This window comes from Microbacterium sp. Z11_20 (genome assembly GCF_057197605.1).
Genome location: NZ_JBXVOQ010000005.1, coordinates 224,491 through 244,491 on the forward strand (window position 1 = coordinate 224,491; position 20,001 = coordinate 244,491).

Sequence of the window (20,001 nt, forward strand, 5' to 3'; positions counted from 1 at the left end):
CTCGATCGTACGGTGGGATGACAACGTTGTCGTTTGCGTTACTCAGCGTCGAGCTTTTCAAGTCGGTCACGGCCGAGAGTCTAACGAGGAAGGAATCACACGCAATGGGAGACTTCGATGGTCGAACCGTTCTGGTCACGGGAGCGGCGGGGGGCATCGGCGGCGCAACCGTCCGCCAGCTCGTCGCCCAGGGAGCGGACGTCGTCGCCGCAGGTCGCACGGCGGAGTCGCTCGAGGTGATCGTCCAGGAGACCGGCGCGCGCCCGCTGGCCTTCGACCTGGAGTCGGAAGACTCCGTCCGCGAAGCGCTCGAGGGCATGGATGTCTGGGGCGTGGTCAACTGCGCCGGATTCGGCGGCGAGATCGCCACGCCGCAAGACACCGACATCGCGATCTTCGACAAGGTGATGTCGGTGAACGCCCGCGGAGCGCTGCTGGTGACGAAGTACACCGCTCGGGAGATGATCCGAATCGGTCGCGGGGGCGCGATCGTGAACGTCTCCAGCCAGGCCGGCCTGGTCGCCCTCACCGGCCATGTGTCCTACGGATCGTCCAAGGCCGCGCTGGACAACATCACCCGCGTCTCGGCGCTCGAACTCGGGCGTCACGGCATCCGCGTCAACAGCGTCAACCCGACGGTCGTGATGACCCCGATGTCGGCGTGGTACTGGGGTCGCGCAGACATCGAGGGGCCCTTCCTGGAGCAGATGCCGTTGGGCCGGTGGGCGACCGAGGATGACATCGCAGGCCCGATCGTGTTCCTCCTCAGCGACGCGGCCAGCATGATCAGCGCGGTCTCGCTGCCCATCGACGGCGGCTACACCGCACGCTGACGCGACCGCGCGGGCGGGCCGTCGGTCCCGCCCGCGCAGGCGTCAGCGCCGCGCAGGCCTCAGCCCCGCGCAGGCGTCAGCGCCGCGCAGGCGTCAGCGCCGCGCAGGCCTCAGCCCCGCGCAGGCGTCAGCGCCGCGCAGGCGTCAGTCGCGCACGCGCAGGTGGAAGCCCTCACCGTCGAGCACGACTTCGAGCTGGTCCAGCCGGTCGACGACGACGTCGGCATCGGCGAGCTCGGCGGCGTCGTGCGTGCCGGTGATCGCGACCACCGCGCAGCCGGCTGCGCGGGCGGCCGTGATGCCCGCCGGTGCGTCCTCGAACGCGACGCATCGGCGGGGGTCGACGCCCAGGCGCTCGGCGGCGAGGGCGAAGGGTTCGGGATCGGGCTTCCCGCGGGTCACGTCGTCGAAGGTCACCACGACGTCCGGGCGCGGGAGCCCCGCCGCCTCGAGCCGGTTGCCCGCGATGAGACGGGTGCCGCTCGTGACGATGGCGCGGTGCGGCGTCGTGGCGAAGAACTCCGCCGACCCGGGAATCGCGACCACGTCCGCCGTCTCCGCCTCCTCAATCGCCGAGATGCGCGCGAGTGCCTCGGCCGCTCGCTCGGGCGGGAACATCTGCGCGATCAGGTGCGCCGCCGGCTGACCGTGACCGGATGCGAGGGGGTCGAGGGCGACGCCGTACTCCGCCGCCAGCATGCTCCAGGAGCGCAGGACCGCGGGCGTGGAGTCGATCAGCGTGCCGTCGAGGTCGAACAGCCCGGCGTCGAACGGGCGCGACCACAGCGGAGCATGGCGGTCGACCTCGCGGTGGATGCCCAGGGCGCGGAGCACGCGCGTGACCTGCTGGGCTGTGGAGAGAGCGGCGTCGATCCGCACGTGCGGCACCGCGGGCGGTTCATCCGGGGCCGCCATCGCGTGGGCATCGCGGTCGGCCGAACGCTGGGCGCGGCGGGACGCGAGCGTCTCGCGGCTCCCCGTCATCCACACCACCACCGGCTCCTGACCGCACGCTGCCACGAGCCGGCGCCAGTGGTCGCCACCGCCCAGTTCGGCCGTGAACGGCGCCACGGCCACGGCGCCCACGCCGCTCTCGCGCTGGTCGGCCAGCGCGTCCAGGAGCACGCGATAGCGGGCCGGGCGCACCGTGTCGCGCAACGCGGGATCGTTCCAGTGCGCGCCGCCGAGGTGGGGGGTGACGACCTCCTCCAGCAGCGGGTTGGTCAGGGTGTCGAGGTCGAGCAGGGGGAGTCGAAGGCGGCGCGCGAGCGCCCGTCCAAGGGTCGACTTGCCGGCGCCGGCGGCGCCGCTCACAGCGAGGAAGATCATCGCACCGACTTTCGAGGGACTTGACAACGTTGTCGTGTGAGGCTCACTATATCGACGGGTGAAGTCGGGCTTCACGAGAATCCACAATGACAACGATGTCGGAGCAGGACATGGCACAGGACGACGCGGAAGCCGCCGCAGCGGGCGAACGCGCCGGCGCGCCGCGCCGAGCGCGCATCACCGACGTCGCCGACCGCGCGCGGGTGAGCATCAAGACCGTCTCGCGCGTGGTCAACGACGAGCCCGGCGTCCGCGAAGCCACCCGCGAGCGCGTCCTCGCGGCCATCTCCGAGTTGGGGTTCTTCCCCAACTCCACCGCCCGTTCGCTCAAGACCGGCGGACAGGACGCGATCGGCGTCATGATCGACGCGATCGCCGACCCCTTCTTCGCCGACCTGGTGAGCGTTCTGGAGGAACTCGCGATCGAGCGTGGGATGAGCCTGCTGTTCGCCAGCACCGGCTTCGATGCCGAGCGGGAGCGCGAACATCTCCAGCGCCTCGCCGGGCACCAGCTGCGCGGACTCATCATCGCGCCGGTCGGCGTGAGCGCCGAGGAGCTGCAGATGCTCCGCCGGCGGTTCCCCATCGTCAGCGTCGACCGCGCCCGCGACGGGATCGACTCCGTGATCGTCGACGACTTCGGCGCCGCCCGGGACGCCACCCGCCGCCTCGTGGACAACGGCCACCGCCGCATCGGGTTCATCGGCGACGATCCTGCGTATCCGACCAACAGCGCCCGACTCGACGGTTTTCGGGCGGCCCTGGCCGAGGCCGACATCCCCGTCGACGAGTCGCTCATCGTCGGCCATGCCCGCAGCCGGGCGGCGATGGCCTCGACCTCGGCGGCCCTTCTCGCCCGGACGGATGCACCGACGGCGGTGCTGTGCGCGACCTCGCGGGCGTCCATCGCGACGATGGACGCCATCCGCGCCGCCGGCATCGAGGGCCTCGCCTTGATCTCGTTCGGCGACTTCGAGCTCGCCGACCTGTTCACCCCGGCGATCACCTGCGTGAATCACACGCCCCGCCCGATCGCCACGGCCGCCTTCCAGCGCCTGCTCGAACTCTTCGACGACCCCGCATCCGAACCGCAACGGATCGTCCTGCCCACCTCCCTCGTCGCGCGCGGCTCGGGCGAACTGCCCCCGCGCGCCGCCGTGGCCACCTCCTCACTCGGAGCCGCATCATGAAGCCCGTCCTGCTTCCGCCCAACCCCGTGCAGCACTTCTACCTCGGCGGCGACCGCATCGCCGCCCTGCGAGGGATCGTGCCCGAGAGCGACCGGCAGCCGGAGGAGTGGCTGGGCGCCACCGTGTCGCGGTTCGGCGACCCCGTCACCGGTCTTGCCGTCACCGGAGACGGCGCGCTGCTGCGCGACCTCGTCGCCGGTGACCCCGCCGCCTGGATCGGCGCGGGCAGCGGCCGTGACGCCTCCGACGTCGGCATCCTCGTGAAGCTCCTCGACGCGCGCCAGCGCCTCCCCGTCCACGTCCACCCGCAGCGCGGATTCGCCGCCGCTCACCTGGACTGCCCGTACGGCAAGACCGAGGCCTGGTACGTGCTCGATGCCGAACCCGGCTCCGCCGTGCACGTCGGCTGGAGGGAAGCGGTCGATCGCGACGAGCTCGACCGCCGCCGAGATGCGCAGGACAGCGAATGGATGCTGGATCACCTCAACCGCGTCGAGGTGCACGAGGGGATGGGGGTCCTCGTCCCCGCCGGCACCGCCCACGCCATCGACGGGGGCATCTTCGTGGCCGAGGTGCAGGAGCCCACCGACTTCTCGATCCTGCTGGAGTGGTCGGTGACGACCTCCACGCGGGAGGAGTCGCACCTGGACCTCGGGTTCGACACGGTCATGCCCGCCGTCTCCACCGCCGCCCTCGCCCCCGACGCCCTGGCCGCGCTCGTCACGACCGCCGGTGAGACGCGGCCGGGTCGCGACATCCGCAGCGTGCTGCCCGCCTCTGCCGATCCGTACTTCCGCCTCGCCGTGGCCACCGGCGCCGGTTCCGCCTCCGAGCCGGTCGACGCCGGCTTCGCCGTGGTGCTCGTCACCGCGGGTGCAGGCTCGCTCGTTTCGGACGCCGACGCGGTGTCGCTCGAGCGGGGCCAGGCCGTCGCCGTGCCGCACGACTTCGGTGCGTGGCGCGTCGAAGGCGAGGCCGAGGTGCTGATCGCGCGTCCGGGCGCCGGATGGCCCGCCACGCTCGCGGCAGGGGAGCTGCAGTGAGCGAATACGTCGTCGGCATCGACATCGGGTCCACGAGCATCAAGATGCTCGTGGCCACCCTCGGCGGGCGCGAGGTGCTCGTGGTCAGCCGCCGGTCGCCGTGGCTCAACCTCGACCACGGCCAGGCCGAGATGCCGGCCGAGCGCGTCGTCGATGTCGTGCACGAGCTGGCCCGGGAGGCCGACGCGACGCTGTCGCGCGAGGGCGCGTACCGGGTGCGCGCGGTGGGCGTCTCGGGGATGGCCGAAGCGGGAGTGCTGCTCGACGGCGCCGACGTGCCGGCGGCCCCGATCATGGCGTGGTTCGATCCGCGCGGCGGCGAGCAGATCCTGCAGACGCCCCGTGATTTCCGCGCCGAGTTCCTCGGCCGCACCGGCTTGCCGGTCGGGCCGCTCGCCACGATCTCGAAGCTCCTGTACCTGCGCGACCAGGGGATCGACCTGAAGGGGCGCACCTTCCTGAACGTGCCCGAGTACGTGATCCGCTCCCTCGGAGGCCCCCGCGTGGCCGAGTACTCCCTCGTCTCGCGCACCGGCATCATCGACCAGGACGACAGCCGTCCGTGGGATGCGGCCCTGGAGGTCCTCGGCGCGGGCGACGACCTGCTGGCCGAACGTGTCGGTGCCGGAACGCCGGTGGGCGTTCTCACCGACGACCGGATGCCGCGTCCCTTCGCCGGCGCGGTGCTCACCGTCGCCGGCCACGACCACCTCGTCTCGGCGGTGGCGGCCGGTGCGACCGCGAGCGACGAGCTCTACGACTCCATGGGGACGGCCGAGGCGCTCGTGCGGGTGCTCGACGCCGTGCTGCCGTTCGACGCCCGCGAGCGTCTCGCGCTGGCCGGCATCAACACCGTGCGGCACGTGCTTCCGGGCAAGTACGTTCTTCTGGCCGGCACGAAGTCGGGCCTCCTCATGCGACGGGTCCTCCAGCTTCTGGGGGTCGCCGACGCGGAAGGCCGTCGCGCCCTCGACGAGCGGGTCATGGCGCTGCCCACCCGCGGCGGGCTCGCCGACGGCGGTCTGCAGGTCAGCGGTGCGCGTAACGACGACGGCGTCCTCCAGATCGCGGCCAACAGCGACGGCCTGTCGCCCGAGGAGCTGTTCATCGCCGCGCTCCTCCACGGCAACGACATGTGCGCCGAAGTCATGGAGGTCATGGACCGCGAGGTTCCGGCGCCCACGGCGACGTTGCTCACCGGCGGCTGGTCCAAGATGGCCAGCGTCGTGCGTGCCCGCGAGCTCATCCTCCCCGCCGTCTCCCTCTCCGCGCACGACGAGGGCACCGCGTACGGGGCTGCGCTGTTCGCCGCCTACGCCGCTTCGGCGGCCACGAAGGACTTCCCGGAGTTCGCCGCGTCGTTCCTGGCCGCGCACTCCACGCCCGCCGACGCCGCCTCCGTCGCCGTACCGGCGGGGCGGATCGAATGAACGGAGCCACCGTGAACCACCTGCACATCCGCATCTGCACAGAAAGGAGCTGACATGCCCACCCCAGTACTCGAGGCGCGGGGACTGTCCCGCCAGTTCGGACACGTCCGTGCGCTCAACGAGGCCGACTTCGAGGTGTACCCCGGCGAAGTCACCGCCCTCATCGGCGACAACGGCGCCGGAAAGTCCACTCTCGTCAAGGCGCTCTCCGGCAACCTCGCCGTGGACAGCGGCACGATCAAGTTCGACGGCGAACCGATCGAACTCACCTCCCCGTCCCAGGCCAGCGCGCTGGGGATCGAGACGGTGTACCAGGACCTCGCCCTCGCCCCCCACCTCGACCCCGTCCAGAACATGTACCTGGGCCGCGAGCTGCCGGCGTCGGGCATCGGCGGCGCCTTCGGCTTCATGAAGACCAAAGAGATGCGCGATCAGTCCCGGGCGGCCTTCGCCGATCTCGGTGCGACCGTGCGCTCGCTCACCTCGCCCGTCGGCGAGATGTCGGGCGGGCAGCGTCAGGCGATCGCCATCGCTCGCGCGGTGCACTGGGCCAACCGCCTGGTGTTCCTCGACGAGCCGACCGCAGCTCTCGGCGTGCGCCAGACCCAGAACGTGCTCGACACCATCCGTCGTGTCCGCGACAAGGGCATCGCCGTCGTGCTGATCAGCCACTCGATGCCGCACGTCATGGAGGTCGCCGACCGCATCCAGGTGCTGCGACTGGGCACCCGCGCCGCGGTCCTGGACGCCAAGAGCACATCCATGGAGGAGCTCGTCGGTCTCATGACCGGCGCGATCACGAAGGAGGGGAACCCGTGAGCACTTCCAGCCCGCCGACCGAGACCATGGCCATCGGCACCGCCGAACCGAAGGAGAGCTTCCTCAAGCACCTCCTGAAGGCGCAGGCGTTCCAGATCCTCCTGGTGCTCCTGGTGATCGTGGCGATCTTCAGCGCCCTCGCGCCCGACACGTTCGCGCAGTGGTCGAACTTCCGCCTCATCATCCAGAACGCCTCCATCCTCGCGGTGCTGGGCATCGGGATGACCTTCGTCATCATCACGTCCGGCATCGACCTCTCGATCGGCTCCGTCCTGGTCTTCTCCGGCGTGGTGTCGGCGATGGTCATGCGCGAGATGGGCGGCCAGGGGTGGGGCGTGGCCATCGTCGGCATCCTCGTCGCGATCGCCTCCGGCGTCGCGTGGGGGCTGTTCAACGGCTTCCTCATCGCCAAGGGCAAGATCCCGCCGCTGATCGTCACGCTGGGGTCGCTCGGAATGGCCCTCGGCTTCGCGCAGATCATCACCGGTGGCGTCGACGTCCGGGCGGTCCCCACGGTGCTGACGACCACGATCGGCTACGGCAACGTGTTCGGCACCATCCCCACGATCTCCGTCATCGCGCTCGTCCTCGTCATCATCGGCGCGATCGTGCTGCACTACACCCGCTTCGGCCTCCACACCTTCGCGGTCGGCTCGAGCGAGGTCGCGGCGCGGCGCGTGGGCGTGAAGGTCGACCGGCAGCTCATCAGCATCTACACGATCTCCGGCGGCCTTGCCGGGTTCGCCGGCATCCTCTCGCTGTCGCAGTTCAGCACCACGGCCATCGCGGGCCAGTCGCAGACGAACCTCAACGTCATCGCGGCCGTCGTGATCGGTGGAACGTCGCTGTTCGGCGGCATCGGCACCATCTTCGGCACGGTCGTGGGTCTGTTCATCCCCGCCGTGCTGCAGAACGGGTTCGTCATCACCGGCGTCCAGCCGTTCTGGCAGCAGGTCGCCGTCGGCGCGGTGCTCGTCGCCGCCGTGTACGTCGATCAGGCCCGTCGCTCCGCCGCGATGCGGGGCAACACCCAAAGCCTCTGGCGCAGGTTCGTCAGCGGAAGTCGACGCGGGTGACCGTGGCGACTGCACCAACCCACCACACAAGAGAAACGGTTGATCACAATGACGTGGAGTAAGAAAGGTCTCGGCATCGCTGTCTTCGGCGCATCCGCCGCGCTCATGCTCGCCGGATGTTCGTCAGGAGGCGGAAACGCCGGCTCGGGCGGGGGTGACTCGGACGAGGGCTACACCATCGCCTTCGTCCAGGGCGTCGCCGGCGACGAGTTCTACATCTCGATGGAGTGCGGCATCAAGGAGGCGGCCGAGGCCGCCGGTGCCACCGTTACCGTGCAGGGCCCGGAGAAGTTCGACCCGACCCTGCAGAAGCCGCTCGTGGACTCCGTCGTGGCCTCCCGGCCCGACGCCCTCCTCGTGGCTCCCACGGACGTGACGGCGATGGCAGCGCCCATCCAGGCCGCCGCCGACGCCGGCATCCAGGTCGTCCTCGTCGACACCACCCTCGAGGACCCGTCGATGGCGGTCTCGCAGATCTCCAGCGACAATGTCGGCGGCGGCGCTGCCGCGTTCGACGCCATCAAGGAGGCCCACCCCGACGGCGGCAAGGTTCTGGTCGTCTCGATCGACCCGGGCATCTCGACCTCCGACGCCCGCGCCGAGGGCTTCGAGCAGGCGGTCGCGGAGGACGAGAACTTCGAGTTCCTCGGCATCCAGTACAGCCACAACGAGCCGGCCACCGCGGCCGAGATCGTGACGGCAGCGCTGCAGAAGGACCCCGACATCGTCGGCATCTTCGCCGCCAACCTGTTCGCCGCCGAGGGCACGGCCACCGGTGTGCAGCAGGCCGGCAAGACCGGTGACGTCACCATCGTCGGCTTCGACGCCGGTCCCGCCCAGGTCGAGCAGCTGCGCAACGGCGTCGTCCAGGCGCTCGTCGCCCAGGAGCCGGCCACCATCGGCGCCGACGGCGTCGAGCAGGCGATTGCGGCGCTGGAGGGTGAGGAGACCGAGGAGATGATCCAGACGGGCTTCACCATCATCACCGAGGACAACATCGACGGCGAGGGCGGCGAAGCCGCCTACGTGTCTTCCTGCTGATCCGCTCGTGGCGGCCGGGGCACAACGCTCCGGCCGCCACGGCATCTTTCTGCGGCAGCACCACCTACGGAGCACCATGAACTTTCCCGACCTGGCCGGACGCACGGCCGTCATCACCGGCGGCGCCCGCGGCATCGGCTATTCGCTGGCTGCCGCGCTGGCACGACAGAACGTCGATATCGCGCTGCTCGATCTCCTCCCCGAGGTCGCCGAGTCGGCCGACCGCCTGGCGCAGGAGCACGGCGTCCGAACCGCCTCGGCCCTGGTCGACGTCACCGATGCCGCCTCCGTCGACGCGGCATTCGCCCACGCCCGTCAGGCCCTGGGGGTCGCCGACATCCTCATCACGGCCGCCGGCATCACCATCTGGGGCGACTCCGCCGAGGTCGAACCGGCCACCTGGCGCAAGGTGATCGACGTCAACCTCAGCGGCACCTTCTACAGCACGCAAGCCTTCGCCCGGCCGCTACTGGCCGAGGGTCGTGAGGGCTCCGCCATCCTCATCTCCTCGATGTCGGGGCGGGTCGTCAACATCCCCCAGCGGCAGGCGTCCTACAACGCGTCCAAGGCCGCCGTCGACCAGCTGACCCGTTCGCTCGCCGTCGAGTGGGCGCCGGCGCTGCGTGTCAACGCGATCGCGCCGGGCTACATCCTGTCGGACATGACGCGCCAGTTCACCGAGGCCAACCCCGACCTCGCGGCCCAGTGGGTCTCCGCGATCCCGGCCGGCCGGATGGGCGACCCCTCCGACCTGGACGGCCTCGTGCTGCTGCTGGCTTCGTCGGCCTCGTCGTATCTCACCGGGCAGACGCTGGTGATCGACGGCGGCTACACCGCGATCTGAGCATGCCCGCCGCGTCGGTTTCCGCTTTCCTCGCCGTGGACCTCGGGTCCTCCAGCGGCCGGGTGATGCTCGGCATCCTGGACGCCGGACAGGCCCGGGTCGCCGTGCGCGAGGTCGCACGATTCGCCAACCGTCCTACGGTCCAGCCCGAAGGACTCGGATGGGATCTCGACGCGCTTCGGGAGGCGGTTCTCGACGGACTCGCCGACGGATGCGCCGCCGCCGTGTCCCTCGGCGCGAGCGTCCGGGGAATCGGCATCGACTCGTGGGGCGTGGACTACGCCCGCCGACAGGACGGCGCACTCCGTCCGTTCGCGCGGCATCATCGGGACGTCGACGCCGCCTTCGCCGCGACGGTGTCGGCAGGGCGCGACCTGGCCGCGGACTACGCCGCCACGGGGGTCCTGGATCAGGCGATCAACACCGCGCACCAACTCCGCCAGGACGTCCGTGACGGCATCGGTGCCCCGGAAGACACGATCCTCCTGATCGCCGACGCCTTCGTCTTCCTCCTCACCGGCCGGGTCGCGGCCGAACGATCGCTGGCGTCCACGACGGCGCTGGTGGATCGGGCGCGGGAGGACTGGTCGCCCGCGCTCACCGCCGGGATGCGGGGAGTCTTTCCGCCGCTCGTGAACCCCGGTGGACTCGCCGGGCACACGACCCCTGACGTCACCGCGCGCATCGGCGCCCCCGCCCCGCTGCCGGTGTGGTTCGTGACCGCCCACGACACCGCCGCGGCCTTCTCCGCGGTCGTGGGGGTCGACGAGCGAGAGCGCCTCACCGCCGTGGTGGCGTGCGGGAGCTGGGCTGTCGCGGGAGTCGCCCTGCCGGCACCCGTGCTCGGCGACGCGGGCCGTCGCCGCGGTTTCACCCAGGAGGTCGGCGCCGACGGGGCGACGCTGCTGGTGAAGAATCTCAGCGGTATGTGGTTGCTGCAGCAGGCCACGCGCGAGTGGGCCGCTGCGGACGGCCGGGACGACGAGCCGGCGGCGACCCTCCCGGAACTGCTGGATGCGGCGGAGGCATCCGTGTACGCCGGACGGTTCGACCCGGCCGACCCCGCCCTGCAGGCGCCGGGCGCGCTCGTGGACCGCCTGATCGTTCGGTGCACGGCGGACGCGGGGACTCCACCGCACTCTCGCGCCGACCTCGTCCGCGCCATCCTGTCGAGCCTCGCCGACGCGTACGCCCGGACCGTGGCGGACGTCGAAGACCTCACCGGCCGGCGGGTTGACGACATCCGCCTGGTCGGCGGCGGCGCGCGGGGCGACCTGCTGTGCGCCCTCACCGCCCAGGCCGCCTCCCGCCCCGTGACGGCCGGGCCGGCCGAAGCGTCGGTGCACGGCGTCATCCTGCAGCTCGCCGTGGCCGCCGGCGACCTCCCCGACCTCGCAGCCGCCCGAGTCGTCGACGTGGATGACGGCGAGCCGCCGCCCCGCGTGTTCCCCGCCCCGAACGACCATCGGGCTCGACCCGCACCGCACATCCGAGGAGCAGTATGACCGACACCGCCCGCGAGACCCTCGTCGATCTGTCGCGCAGACTCGGTGACCGCGCGTTCGACGCGGCGCTCCTCGGTGAGGGCAACACCTCGGTGCGCGTGGGCGACGGGATGCTCGTCAAGGCCAGCGGGGCCAATCTGGGCACCGCCGAGCCGGCCGACTTCGTGCCGGTGGCCTTCGCCGAGGCGCTCGCGCTGATCGAGGACGACCGGGCCGGCGATGACGAGGTCGAGGCCCTCTTCACGGCCATCGCGGCACGCGAGGGGCGGCGGCCCTCGGTCGAGGCGCTTCTGCACGTCGTGGCATACGAGGCCTCCGACGCGAGCGTCGTGGCCCACACCCACCCGACCAGCGTCAATGCGCTGCTGTGCTCCGCTTCGGCCGATCTCCTCGTGTCGGGCGCGCTGTTCCCCGACCAGATCGTCGTCCTCGGTGCCACGCCCCTCCTCGTGCCGTACATCGACCCCGGGGTGCGGCTCGCGCGCGAAGTGCGGATTCTCCTCCGCCGCCACCGGGACGTGCACGGTGCGGCGCCCGCGGTGATCTACCTCCGCAACCACGGGATGTTCGCGCTCGGGGCCAGCAGCGCGGAGGTTCTCGGCATCACCGCGATGGCGCAGAAGTGCGCACGGGTGATCCTGGGGGCGGGCGCGGTCGGCGGCGTGCAGTTCATGCCGCCCGAGGAGGTCGCCCGCATCGACACCCGACCCGACGAGATATACCGGCGAGCGCTCCTCGCGGGAAAGGAGCCACGATGACCCTGCAGGGCAAGGTCGCGATCCTCACCGGCGCGAGCTCGGGCATCGGCCTGGCCACCGCGCACGCGCTCGTCGCCGAAGGTGCGCACGTGGTCGCCGTGGCCCGCTCCGAAGAAAAACTGGCCCAGCTCGCCGCCGACCTCGGCGACGGCGTGATGACGGTCGTCGCGGACGTGGCCGACCCCGCGACCGCCGACCGTGTGGTCGCCGCCACCCTCCAGCGTCACGGGCGGCTCGACATCGTCCTGCCCAACGCCGGGATCTACGTCGGCGGCGATCTGGTCGACACCGCGCAGGACGACATCGCGGCGCTCGTGGCCACCAACGTCACGGGTGTGATGACGCTCGTGCGCGCGGCGCTCCCGCCCCTGATCGCACAGGGCAGCGGCGACATCGTGGTGACCAGTTCGGTGTCGGGTCACCAGGACATCGAGTGGGAACCGGTGTACTCCGCCAGCAAGCACGCGGTGCAGTCGTTCGTGCACACGGTGCGCCGGCAGACCGCCCGCACCGGCGTGCGGATCGGTGCCATCGCCCCCGGCGTCGTGCTCAATCCGCTGTGGGGTTTCACGCACGGCTCGCCCGAGGAGGCCGAGCGCATCGCCGCGGGAACCGGGATCCGGTCATCCGACGTCGCCGAGGCGATCGTGTTCATGCTCACCCGGCCCGCGCACGTCGTCGTGCGCGACCTCGTGCTGCTCCCGACGGGTCAGGACATCTGATGGCGTGGCCCACCGGCCGCATGGCGGCGCTCGTCTTCCCCGGGCCGGGGATCGCCCAGTGGCAGGACGTCCCCGTTCCCGCCCGGCAGCCCGGTCACGTGCTGGTCCGGGTCGAGCGCGCCGGAATCTGCGGCACCGACCTGGCTCTGCTGGACGGGACGATGGGCTATCTCCAGTCGGGTCACACCCGGTACCCGCTGCGCCCGGGTCACGAGTGGTGCGGCACCGTCGTGGCCGTCGCCGAGGACGTGACCGCTGTCTCCACCGGCGACCGCGTCGTCGGAGAACCGTTCCTCAGCTGCGGGCGGTGCGCCCTGTGCCGCGCCGGCCGCCGCGACCAGTGCCCGACGCGGGACGAGATCGGTGTCCGCGGCGACGCGCCGGGAGCTGCGGCCCAGTACCTCGCCGCTCCCGCGGAGAACGTCGCCGTCGTCCCACCGGACCTGGACCCGGCCGCCGCGGTGCTGGCCGAGCCGCTGGTCACCGTGCTGCACGCGCTCTCGGTACTGCGGCTGCAGGCCGGTGAATCGCTGGGTGTGATCGGCGCGGGCACCCTCGGGATGCTGGCAGCCCAGGTCGCGCGCGCCGCCGGGGCCGAGGTGACGATGTACGCCCGCGGCGACCGGTCCGAGCGCGCCGGGGCCTGCGACGCCGCCTTCGTGCCGGTGGCGAACGCGGAGGCTGACCGCCACGACGCCGTGATCGAGGCATCCGGGGGAGACGGGTCGCTCGGCCTGGCGGTGCGGCTCGCCCGCCCAGCGGGGCGCGTGGCGCTCGTGGGCGTACCCGGGACGGCGGAGACCCTGGACGCCATGCCGGTGGTGGTCAAAGGGCTCGAGCTCACCGGTGTGCTCGGCGGGATCCCGTTCCTCGCCCGCGCCGTACGCCTCCTCGCCGACGGCGTCGTGCGCCCCGACACCATCATCGACGCGGTGCTCCCGGCCGCCCGGGCGGGGGAGGCCCTCGACCTCCTCGCCGGCGGCCGCACGACGCGCCCTAAGATCGTGCTCGACCTCGACGCCGCCGCATCCCTCATCCCCGACGGCGTCGCGGGGCGGATCGGGGCGGCGGCATGAGCGTTTCCACCGTGCACGTGGATGACCTCGTCGCCCGCGTCCGCGAGCTGGCGTCGGCCGGCGACCGTGTGCTGCTCGGCATCGCCGGTGCGCCCGGTGCGGGGAAGAGCGCGCTGTCCGACGCTCTTCTCGCAGAGCTCGGGGCCGACGCCGTCCTCGTCGGCATGGATGCGTTCCACCTCGCCGACGCGGAGCTGGCCCGGCTCGGCCGCGGCGAGCGGAAAGGGGCGCCCGACACGTTCGACGTCGACGGGTACATCGCGACCCTGGAGCGCATCCGGGCGCGCGACCGCGCTGTCTACGCGCCCGTCTTCGACCGGGGGCTCGAGGCGGCGGTCGCCGGATCGGTGCGCGTCGACCCCGACGTTCCGGTCGTCCTCACCGAGGGCAACTATCTCCTCCTCGACCACGGCGGGTGGGAGCGGGTGCGCGGGTGCCTGGACGAGGTGTGGTTCGTGCAGCCCGACGAGGCGGAGCGGCAGCGGTGGCTCATCGCCCGCCACGAGGCCTATGGGCGCGCCCCCGACGCCGCGCGCGCGTGGGCGCTGGGCACCGACCAGCGCAACGCCGACCTCGTCCAGACCACCGCGCATCGCGCCGACCGCGTCTTCGCGGTCGACTACCGGAAGGACGTCCGCGCATGACGCTGACGCACATGTCCACGCTCCTGGGGAGCCATCGCGCCGTGGGCGCTTTCAATTTCGTGCAGCTGGAGATGGCGGAGGCCATCGTCGCCGGCGCCGAGCAAGCAGGGACGGGCGTCGTGCTGCAGCTCTCCGAGAACGCGGTGCGGTTCCACGGGGCACTGGAGCCCGCCGCATCCGCGGCCCTGCGCCTGGCGGAGTCGGCGCGCGTCCCCGTGCTGGTGCATCTGGACCACGCCACCGACGAGGCCCTCGTGGATGCGGCGCTGGCCGCGGGCGTGCGCTCGGTGATGTTCGACGGCGCGCACCTCCCCGACGACGAGAACCTCGCGCGCACGCGCGCCGTCGCCGAACGTGCGCACGCCGCCGGGGCGTGGGTGGAGGCCGAGCTCGGCGAGATCGGCGGTAAGGGCGGCGCGCACACGCCGGGCGTGCGCACAGACGTCGACGACGCCCGCGCCTTCGTCGCCGCCACCGGGGTCGACGCGCTCGCGGTGGCGGTGGGGAGCACCCACGCCATGACCGAGCGTGCGGCATTGCTGGACGAGGACCTCATCCGCCGGCTGGCAGAGCGGGTGGCCGTCCCTCTCGTGCTGCACGGCTCGAGCGGCGTGCCCGACATCGGGATCGACGGTGCCGTCCGCGCGGGTATGCGCAAGATCAACATCGGCACACATCTCAACGTGGTCTTCACCACCGCCGTGCGCCGCGCGCTGGAGGCCGACGCGGCCGTCGTCGATCCGCGCGCCTACGTGCGCCCCGCCCGCGAGGCCGTCGGCGGTGAGGTCGCCCGGATGCTGCGGCTCATCGTCGAGGGCGACCTCCCGGGCGGCGAGCAGCCGTGACCGCATCGCGCGTGGTGACGCTCACCCCGGCCGGCGCCATCGATGCGACCTACGTGGTGGCCGACCTCGAGCGGGGCGGCCTCATCCGCGCCTCCGCCTACACGCGCGAGGTGAGCGGAAAGGGCGTCAACCTGTCTGCCGCGATCGACCTCGCAGGCGTCGCCACCGCCGCCGTGGTGGTGCTCGGCGAAGAGGACCACACCTTCGCCGAGCGCTCGCCGCAGGCCGGGCTCCTGCGGATCGTCGCGGTCTCCGGGTCCACGCGGGTGAACACCGCGATCCTCGACTCCTCGGGGGCCACGACGAAGGTGAACGCCCCCGCTCCGCCCCTCCCGGCCGACGTGTGGGACCGCGCCGTCGCGACGGCACTCGCGGAGACGCGGGAGGGCGACTGGCTCGTCCTGTGCGGAACGCTGCCGCCCCTCGCCGGATCGGATCGGCCGGTCGATCCGGCCTCGCTGTTCGCCGACGCCCGCCGGCGCGGCATCCGGGTGGCCGTGGACACGAGCGGTGCCGGCCTTGCCCGCCTGCTTGAGCGCACGCCCGACCTCGACCTCATCAAGCCCAACACCGCCGAGCTCGCCGAACTCACCGGCCGGGCGCTGTCGACCATCGGCGACGTCACCGCCGCCGTGCGGGACCTGCTGGCGCGCGGTCTGAAGCTGGCCTACGTCAGCATGGGCGCCGACGGCGCACTGGCCGTCTCGGCGGACCGGGTCGTGCACGCGCACGCGCGCGCCGTGCGCCTGGGCAACACCGCCGGCGCGGGGGATGCCTCCCTGGCCGGGTTCCTCGTCGGCCTGGGAGAAGGGGGCCCCGACGCGCTGGCCTCCGCCGCGGGGAGCGCTGCCTCCTGGGGGGCGCACGCGGTCGCGCAGGACAGCACGATCCTGCCGAGCCTGGACGGCGCCCCCGAGCCGGTCGTGACCGTGGCGCCCGATCCGGCGACGCGCCTGTCCGAGCCCGCCGCCACGCGCTGACGGCGCCGCGCGACGCGCGAGTCTCCCGTGCGTCGGCGTGGTCGGCGTATGGGGACCGTATCCAAACGCGCAGACGCCTCCGTAACGGGGTTCCGGGTGGAGTGGGAGTCATCGTTGCAGCATCCGCTGCGGCGCTTCCGCCAGGCCGAAGGATCCGCGATGCCCACCTCACTCCGTTCCCGCCGCACCACGCTCGCCCTCCTGCTGGGGGCGACCACCCTGCTGTCGGCTCTCACCGCCTGCACCGCGCCCGCGGCGAATCCCGCTCCGTCGGCGTCGTCGACCTCTTCCGGGCTCACGGGAGACGCGTACACGGCGGCGTACCACGAGTACGAACTGCAACTCGCGCAGTGTTTCCGCGATCAGGGCCTCGACGTCGCCGACCCGCCGGCCGACGGGTTCCTCGACACGAGCAGGCCCGACCTCCAGGCCGCCTTCGCCACGTGCGCTGCCGAGATCGGTGACCCGCCCGTCCAGGAGGTCAGCCAGGACGAGCGTGTCGAAGCCCTGGAACAGAACCTCGAGCGCGCCGAGTGCCTCCGGGAGAAGGGCTACGACATCGTCGAACCCACCCTGGAGGATCCCGGCTTCGTCCCGGCGGAAGTGACCGACGAGGACTTCGAAGCCTGCCGGACCGACTGACCCCTCCCGCCGCTCACGTTCGGAGAACAGACATGACGAATCGACGGGACACGGCGTCGGATGACCGCGCCGCGGAGGACGAGGTGGACGTGCACAGCCCGCGTCCACGAGGAAAGCTGCTGCTCGCAGCCACCGGTGTCGTCCTCATCGTCGGCGCGATCCTCGCCGGCGTGCTGATCGGGCGGGAATCGATCCCCGCATCGTCTGCGGCATCCGGCACGGCCGAGCCGCCGACGACCACACCGGTCACCTCGGGCGACCTGATCGCGACGACGAACGTGCAGGGCACGCTCCATTACGCGGCGGACGGGCGCCTGTTCGCGGGCCCGGCCGGCGTGCTGACCATGCTTCCGGCGCCCGGGACGGTGATCGCGCCGGGCGGTCAGCTCTACCGGGTGAACAACGCGCCCGTCCTGCTGCTGCGCGGCGACCTCCCCGCCTGGCGCTCGTTCGAGAGCGGGATGACCGACGGCGATGACGTGCGTCAACTCGAACAGAACCTCGCCGCGTTCGGGCTGTTCCCCTCCGCGCCGGACGGGAGGTTCACCCGGGAGACCGCCGCATCCGTGAAGGCGTGGCAGAAGGCCGCGGGGGTCGAGCAGACCGGCCGTCTGGATCGTTCGGCCGTGCATTTCGCCCCCGGAGACATCCGGGTCGCCCAGCTCACCGCGACTCTCGGAGCGGACGTGGGCCCGGGGGCCGAGCTGTACCAGGTGACGTCGACGGTGAAGGTGGTCGATCTCGCGCTGCGACTGGCCGACCAGCAGCTCGCGGTGGTGGGTGCCCCGATCGCCATCGCGCTGCCCGACGGCTCTGAGACGCCGGGCGTGATCGCGGCCGTCGGTCAGCCGACCGAGCAGGTGCAAGAGGCCGGCGGCCCGGGGGAGGCCACGTCGACGTTCGTCGTGCCCGTGTCGATCACCCTCGATGCTCCGGAGGCTGCCGCGCAGTTCGCCCGGGCGAGCGTCACGGCGCGGTTCTCCACCACCCTGGGCGCGGATGTGCTGACCGCCCCGGTGGAGGCGCTGGTCGCCATCGACGCCGACTCCTTCGCCCTCGAGGTGCTCACCGATGCCTCGGAGAGCGCCACCGAGCGGGTGCCGGTGACCCTGGGCGCGTTCTCCTCCGGCCGGGTCGCGGTGTCCGGTCCGGGGATCGAGGACGGGACCCCCGTCGTGGTGCCGTCCTCATGAGTTCCTTCATCCGCCTCGAGCAGGTCACCCGTACGTACGGATCGCCGCCGGTGCGGGCTCTGGCCGGCGTCACCCTCACCGTGCGGGCAGGGGAGTTCGTCGCGATCGTCGGCCCGAGCGGCTCGGGGAAATCGACCCTCCTGAACGTGATCGGAACCCTCGACCGCCCGACATCCGGCGCGGCGTTCATCGACGGTCATGACATCGGCACGATGAACGATGCGGCACTGTCGGCCCTACGGGCCCACCGGATCGGCTTCGTGTTCCAGCAGTTCCACCTCCGCGAAGGAGTGGACGCGCTCGACAACGTCGCGGACGGCCTGCTGTATACGGGGATGCCCCGGCGGCGGCGACGGGTGCTGGCCCATCGCGCCCTGGAGCGCGTGGGGCTCGGTCATCGGATGGATCACCTGCCCGGGCAGCTCTCGGGTGGCGAACGCCAGCGGGTCGCGATCGCGCGAGCCGTCGCAGGAGAGCCTCCGCTGATCCTGGCCGACGAGCCGACGGGCAACCTCGACTCCGAGTCGGGCAGAGGGATCGTGCAGCTGCTCCACGACCTCAACGACGAGGGCACGACCGTCGTGGTCATCACGCACGATTCCGCCCTCGCCGAGCGGCTGCCCCGTCGCGTCGCAATCTCCGACGGTGCCGTGATCTTCGACAGTGGCCCCGCCCCCGAACGTACGGCGCGTGCCGGCGTCACGGCGGAGGCGGCCGGCCCCAGGAAAGGGAGCACCGAGTGACGGATACGTCTGCGCAGACCTCACCGACCGGCCGGGACCGGCCAGGGCCGGGGGAGGAGGAGCGATTCCCGCGGTCGAGACTGCGGCCGAGCGACCTGGTGTACGTCGGCTCGTCCGGCCTGCGCGCCCGCCCGTTGCGGGCGGTGCTGTCGGCGCTGGGGATCGCGATCGGGATCGCGGCGATGGTGGCCGTCGTCGGCAGCTCCGCCTCCAGCCGCGCGCGCCTGGACGAGCAGCTGTCGTCGTTGGGGACCAATCTGCTCACGGCGACGGTGGCCGAGGCGCGCGGACCCGTCGCGCCGCTCCCCCTTCCGGCGGACGCTGCGGCTCGCGTGGAACGGCTGGCGGGAGTCGGGAATGCGACGACCGCCGCCGATCTCGACGTGAAGGTGTACCGCAACAGGCTCGTTGACCCGAACCGGTCGGGCGGGCTGACGGTCACAGCGGCCGAAGTCGATCTGCTGGACGTCGTGGGAGCGCGGGTCGGCACGGGGCGATGGTTCAACGCGGCGACCGCGACCCTCCCCACCACCGTGCTGGGCGCGACGGCGGCCGCGCGATTGGGCGTGGACGGCCCGGGCTCCGAGGTGTGGATCGATGGTCAGAGCGCGACGGTGATCGGCGTGCTCGACCCGGTGCCCCTCGCCCCCGAGCTCGATCTCGCAGCGCTCGTCGGCATCCCGATGGCCCTCGCACAGTATGAGCACTCCGGGGCACCGACGCGGCTGTACGAGCGATCGGCGGATGACGCGGTCATCTCCACGCGCGCGCTCATCGCGCCGTCGCTCCAACCGCAGTCCCCGGGAGACGTCGCCGTCTCGCGGCCCTCGGACGCGCTCGCAGCCACCAGCGCGGTGGACCAGGCGTTCACCGGTCTTCTCTTGGCCCTCGGTTCGATCGCGCTGGTCGTCGGCGGTATCGGAGTGGCCAACACGATGATCATCTCGGTTCTCGAACGACGCAGGGAGATCGGGCTCCGCCGCGCGATCGGTGCCACGCGCCGACATATCCGCGTGCAGTTCCTCACCGAGGCCGTCCTGCTGTCAGCGCTCGGAGGGCTGGCGGGGGCGGGGATCGGCAGCGCGGTGACCGCTGTCATCGCCACGGCCAACGGCTGGATCCCCGTCGTACCGGTGTGGGTCCTGTTCGGGGGGCTCGTTGCCACGATCTCGATCGGAGCGGTCGCCGGACTCTACCCCGCGGTCCGGGCAGCGAGGACCGCGCCCTCGGTCGCCCTGAGCGCCTAAGCGCCTGAGCGCCTGGGCGCCTGGGCGCCTGGGCGCCTGGG

At 72.0% G+C, this 20,001-nt stretch carries 20 protein-coding genes; 19 read left to right on the forward strand and 1 reads right to left on the reverse strand.

What is annotated here, in order from left to right:
* The first annotated feature begins 104 nt into the window (after positions 1–104).
* Positions 105–833, forward strand: coding sequence for an SDR family oxidoreductase (locus tag AC2DFQ_RS13480; protein ID WP_484534248.1), 729 nt, complete (start codon positions 105–107; stop codon positions 831–833).
* Positions 834–977: 144 nt separating this feature from the next.
* Here the strand turns inward: AC2DFQ_RS13480 and AC2DFQ_RS13485 are convergent, their stop codons facing one another.
* A complete protein-coding gene (locus AC2DFQ_RS13485) occupies positions 978–2,162 on the reverse strand; it encodes an HAD-IA family hydrolase (RefSeq protein ID WP_484534249.1) in 1,185 nt (394 codons plus the stop codon).
* Positions 2,163–2,248: 86 nt separating this feature from the next.
* Here AC2DFQ_RS13485 and AC2DFQ_RS13490 point away from each other — a divergent pair, with 86 nt between their 5' ends.
* The 18 genes from AC2DFQ_RS13490 to AC2DFQ_RS13575 all read left to right on the forward strand — a co-directional run bounded on the left by AC2DFQ_RS13490 (position 2,249) and on the right by AC2DFQ_RS13575 (position 19,960).
* Positions 2,249–3,352 carry a LacI family DNA-binding transcriptional regulator gene (locus AC2DFQ_RS13490; protein ID WP_484534250.1) on the forward strand — a complete coding sequence of 368 codons (1,104 nt, stop codon included), beginning with the start codon at positions 2,249–2,251 and terminating at the stop codon, positions 3,350–3,352.
* The gene (locus tag AC2DFQ_RS13495; RefSeq protein ID WP_484534251.1) at positions 3,349–4,395 is read left to right on the forward strand and encodes a class I mannose-6-phosphate isomerase; all 1,047 of its coding nucleotides are present in this window, start codon (positions 3,349–3,351) and stop codon (positions 4,393–4,395) included. The genes AC2DFQ_RS13490 and AC2DFQ_RS13495 overlap by 4 nt, the downstream gene beginning before the upstream one ends.
* Positions 4,392–5,825, forward strand: coding sequence for an FGGY-family carbohydrate kinase (locus AC2DFQ_RS13500; protein WP_484534252.1), 1,434 nt, complete (start codon positions 4,392–4,394; stop codon positions 5,823–5,825). The genes AC2DFQ_RS13495 and AC2DFQ_RS13500 overlap by 4 nt, the downstream gene beginning before the upstream one ends.
* A gap of 54 nt (positions 5,826–5,879) precedes the next feature.
* On the forward strand, positions 5,880–6,644 hold the full coding sequence (locus tag AC2DFQ_RS13505) for an ATP-binding cassette domain-containing protein (RefSeq protein ID WP_484534253.1): 765 nt from the start codon (positions 5,880–5,882) through the stop codon (positions 6,642–6,644).
* On the forward strand, positions 6,641–7,720 hold the full coding sequence (locus AC2DFQ_RS13510; protein ID WP_484507872.1) for an ABC transporter permease: 1,080 nt from the start codon (positions 6,641–6,643) through the stop codon (positions 7,718–7,720). Before AC2DFQ_RS13505 ends, AC2DFQ_RS13510 begins: the two co-directional genes overlap by 4 nt.
* A 48-nt stretch (positions 7,721–7,768) precedes the next feature.
* Positions 7,769–8,761, forward strand: coding sequence for an ABC transporter substrate-binding protein (locus AC2DFQ_RS13515; RefSeq protein ID WP_484507873.1), 993 nt, complete (start codon positions 7,769–7,771; stop codon positions 8,759–8,761).
* Between the two features lie 76 nt (positions 8,762–8,837).
* Positions 8,838–9,605 (forward strand): SDR family oxidoreductase, encoded by a 768-nt coding sequence (locus AC2DFQ_RS13520; RefSeq protein WP_484534254.1) that lies wholly within the window; start codon positions 8,838–8,840, stop codon positions 9,603–9,605.
* A gap of 2 nt (positions 9,606–9,607) precedes the next feature.
* Positions 9,608–11,110 (forward strand): rhamnulokinase, encoded by a 1,503-nt coding sequence (locus AC2DFQ_RS13525; RefSeq protein ID WP_484534255.1) that lies wholly within the window; start codon positions 9,608–9,610, stop codon positions 11,108–11,110.
* Positions 11,107–11,868 (forward strand): class II aldolase/adducin family protein, encoded by a 762-nt coding sequence (locus AC2DFQ_RS13530; protein ID WP_484534256.1) that lies wholly within the window; start codon positions 11,107–11,109, stop codon positions 11,866–11,868. The genes AC2DFQ_RS13525 and AC2DFQ_RS13530 overlap by 4 nt, the downstream gene beginning before the upstream one ends.
* The gene (locus tag AC2DFQ_RS13535) at positions 11,865–12,590 is read left to right on the forward strand and encodes an SDR family oxidoreductase (protein WP_484534257.1); all 726 of its coding nucleotides are present in this window, start codon (positions 11,865–11,867) and stop codon (positions 12,588–12,590) included. The genes AC2DFQ_RS13530 and AC2DFQ_RS13535 overlap by 4 nt, the downstream gene beginning before the upstream one ends.
* Positions 12,590–13,666 carry a zinc-dependent alcohol dehydrogenase gene (locus AC2DFQ_RS13540; RefSeq protein WP_484534258.1) on the forward strand — a complete coding sequence of 359 codons (1,077 nt, stop codon included), beginning with the start codon at positions 12,590–12,592 and terminating at the stop codon, positions 13,664–13,666. Before AC2DFQ_RS13535 ends, AC2DFQ_RS13540 begins: the two co-directional genes overlap by 1 nt.
* Positions 13,663–14,310 carry a nucleoside/nucleotide kinase family protein gene (locus AC2DFQ_RS13545; protein WP_484507879.1) on the forward strand — a complete coding sequence of 216 codons (648 nt, stop codon included), beginning with the start codon at positions 13,663–13,665 and terminating at the stop codon, positions 14,308–14,310. Before AC2DFQ_RS13540 ends, AC2DFQ_RS13545 begins: the two co-directional genes overlap by 4 nt.
* On the forward strand, positions 14,307–15,155 hold the full coding sequence (locus AC2DFQ_RS13550) for a class II fructose-bisphosphate aldolase (protein ID WP_484507880.1): 849 nt from the start codon (positions 14,307–14,309) through the stop codon (positions 15,153–15,155). The genes AC2DFQ_RS13545 and AC2DFQ_RS13550 overlap by 4 nt, the downstream gene beginning before the upstream one ends.
* Complete coding sequence (locus tag AC2DFQ_RS13555; protein ID WP_484507881.1) at positions 15,152–16,135, forward strand: 1-phosphofructokinase family hexose kinase; 984 nt, start codon at positions 15,152–15,154, stop codon at positions 16,133–16,135. The genes AC2DFQ_RS13550 and AC2DFQ_RS13555 overlap by 4 nt, the downstream gene beginning before the upstream one ends.
* Positions 16,136–16,294: 159 nt before the next feature.
* Positions 16,295–16,777: a hypothetical protein gene (locus tag AC2DFQ_RS13560; RefSeq protein ID WP_484507882.1), complete on the forward strand. Its 483-nt coding sequence runs from the start codon at positions 16,295–16,297 to the stop codon at positions 16,775–16,777.
* Positions 16,778–16,809: 32 nt separating this feature from the next.
* Complete coding sequence (locus AC2DFQ_RS13565) at positions 16,810–17,970, forward strand: peptidoglycan-binding protein (protein ID WP_484507883.1); 1,161 nt, start codon at positions 16,810–16,812, stop codon at positions 17,968–17,970.
* Complete coding sequence (locus AC2DFQ_RS13570) at positions 17,967–18,713, forward strand: ABC transporter ATP-binding protein (protein ID WP_484507884.1); 747 nt, start codon at positions 17,967–17,969, stop codon at positions 18,711–18,713. Before AC2DFQ_RS13565 ends, AC2DFQ_RS13570 begins: the two co-directional genes overlap by 4 nt.
* Entirely contained in the window at positions 18,710–19,960 is a 1,251-nt protein-coding gene (locus AC2DFQ_RS13575) for an ABC transporter permease (RefSeq protein WP_484507885.1), read from the forward strand. Before AC2DFQ_RS13570 ends, AC2DFQ_RS13575 begins: the two co-directional genes overlap by 4 nt.
* The last annotated feature ends 41 nt before the right edge of the window (positions 19,961–20,001 follow it).

Coding starts and splice junctions, on each gene's coding strand:
- AC2DFQ_RS13520 (WP_484534254.1), top strand. CDS start 8,838: ATGAACTTTCCCGACCTGGCCGGACGCACGGCCGTCATCACCGGCGGC.
- AC2DFQ_RS13485 (WP_484534249.1), bottom strand. CDS start 2,162: ATGATCTTCCTCGCTGTGAGCGGCGCCGCCGGCGCCGGCAAGTCGACC.
- AC2DFQ_RS13505 (WP_484534253.1), top strand. CDS start 5,880: ATGCCCACCCCAGTACTCGAGGCGCGGGGACTGTCCCGCCAGTTCGGA.
- AC2DFQ_RS13560 (WP_484507882.1), top strand. CDS start 16,295: ATGCCCACCTCACTCCGTTCCCGCCGCACCACGCTCGCCCTCCTGCTG.
- AC2DFQ_RS13515 (WP_484507873.1), top strand. CDS start 7,769: ATGACGTGGAGTAAGAAAGGTCTCGGCATCGCTGTCTTCGGCGCATCC.
- AC2DFQ_RS13490 (WP_484534250.1), top strand. CDS start 2,249: ATGACAACGATGTCGGAGCAGGACATGGCACAGGACGACGCGGAAGCC.
- AC2DFQ_RS13480 (WP_484534248.1), top strand. CDS start 105: ATGGGAGACTTCGATGGTCGAACCGTTCTGGTCACGGGAGCGGCGGGG.
- AC2DFQ_RS13550 (WP_484507880.1), top strand. CDS start 14,307: ATGACGCTGACGCACATGTCCACGCTCCTGGGGAGCCATCGCGCCGTG.
- AC2DFQ_RS13570 (WP_484507884.1), top strand. CDS start 17,967: ATGAGTTCCTTCATCCGCCTCGAGCAGGTCACCCGTACGTACGGATCG.
- AC2DFQ_RS13495 (WP_484534251.1), top strand. CDS start 3,349: ATGAAGCCCGTCCTGCTTCCGCCCAACCCCGTGCAGCACTTCTACCTC.
- AC2DFQ_RS13525 (WP_484534255.1), top strand. CDS start 9,608: ATGCCCGCCGCGTCGGTTTCCGCTTTCCTCGCCGTGGACCTCGGGTCC.
- AC2DFQ_RS13530 (WP_484534256.1), top strand. CDS start 11,107: ATGACCGACACCGCCCGCGAGACCCTCGTCGATCTGTCGCGCAGACTC.
- AC2DFQ_RS13535 (WP_484534257.1), top strand. CDS start 11,865: ATGACCCTGCAGGGCAAGGTCGCGATCCTCACCGGCGCGAGCTCGGGC.
- AC2DFQ_RS13545 (WP_484507879.1), top strand. CDS start 13,663: ATGAGCGTTTCCACCGTGCACGTGGATGACCTCGTCGCCCGCGTCCGC.
- AC2DFQ_RS13565 (WP_484507883.1), top strand. CDS start 16,810: ATGACGAATCGACGGGACACGGCGTCGGATGACCGCGCCGCGGAGGAC.
- AC2DFQ_RS13540 (WP_484534258.1), top strand. CDS start 12,590: ATGGCGTGGCCCACCGGCCGCATGGCGGCGCTCGTCTTCCCCGGGCCG.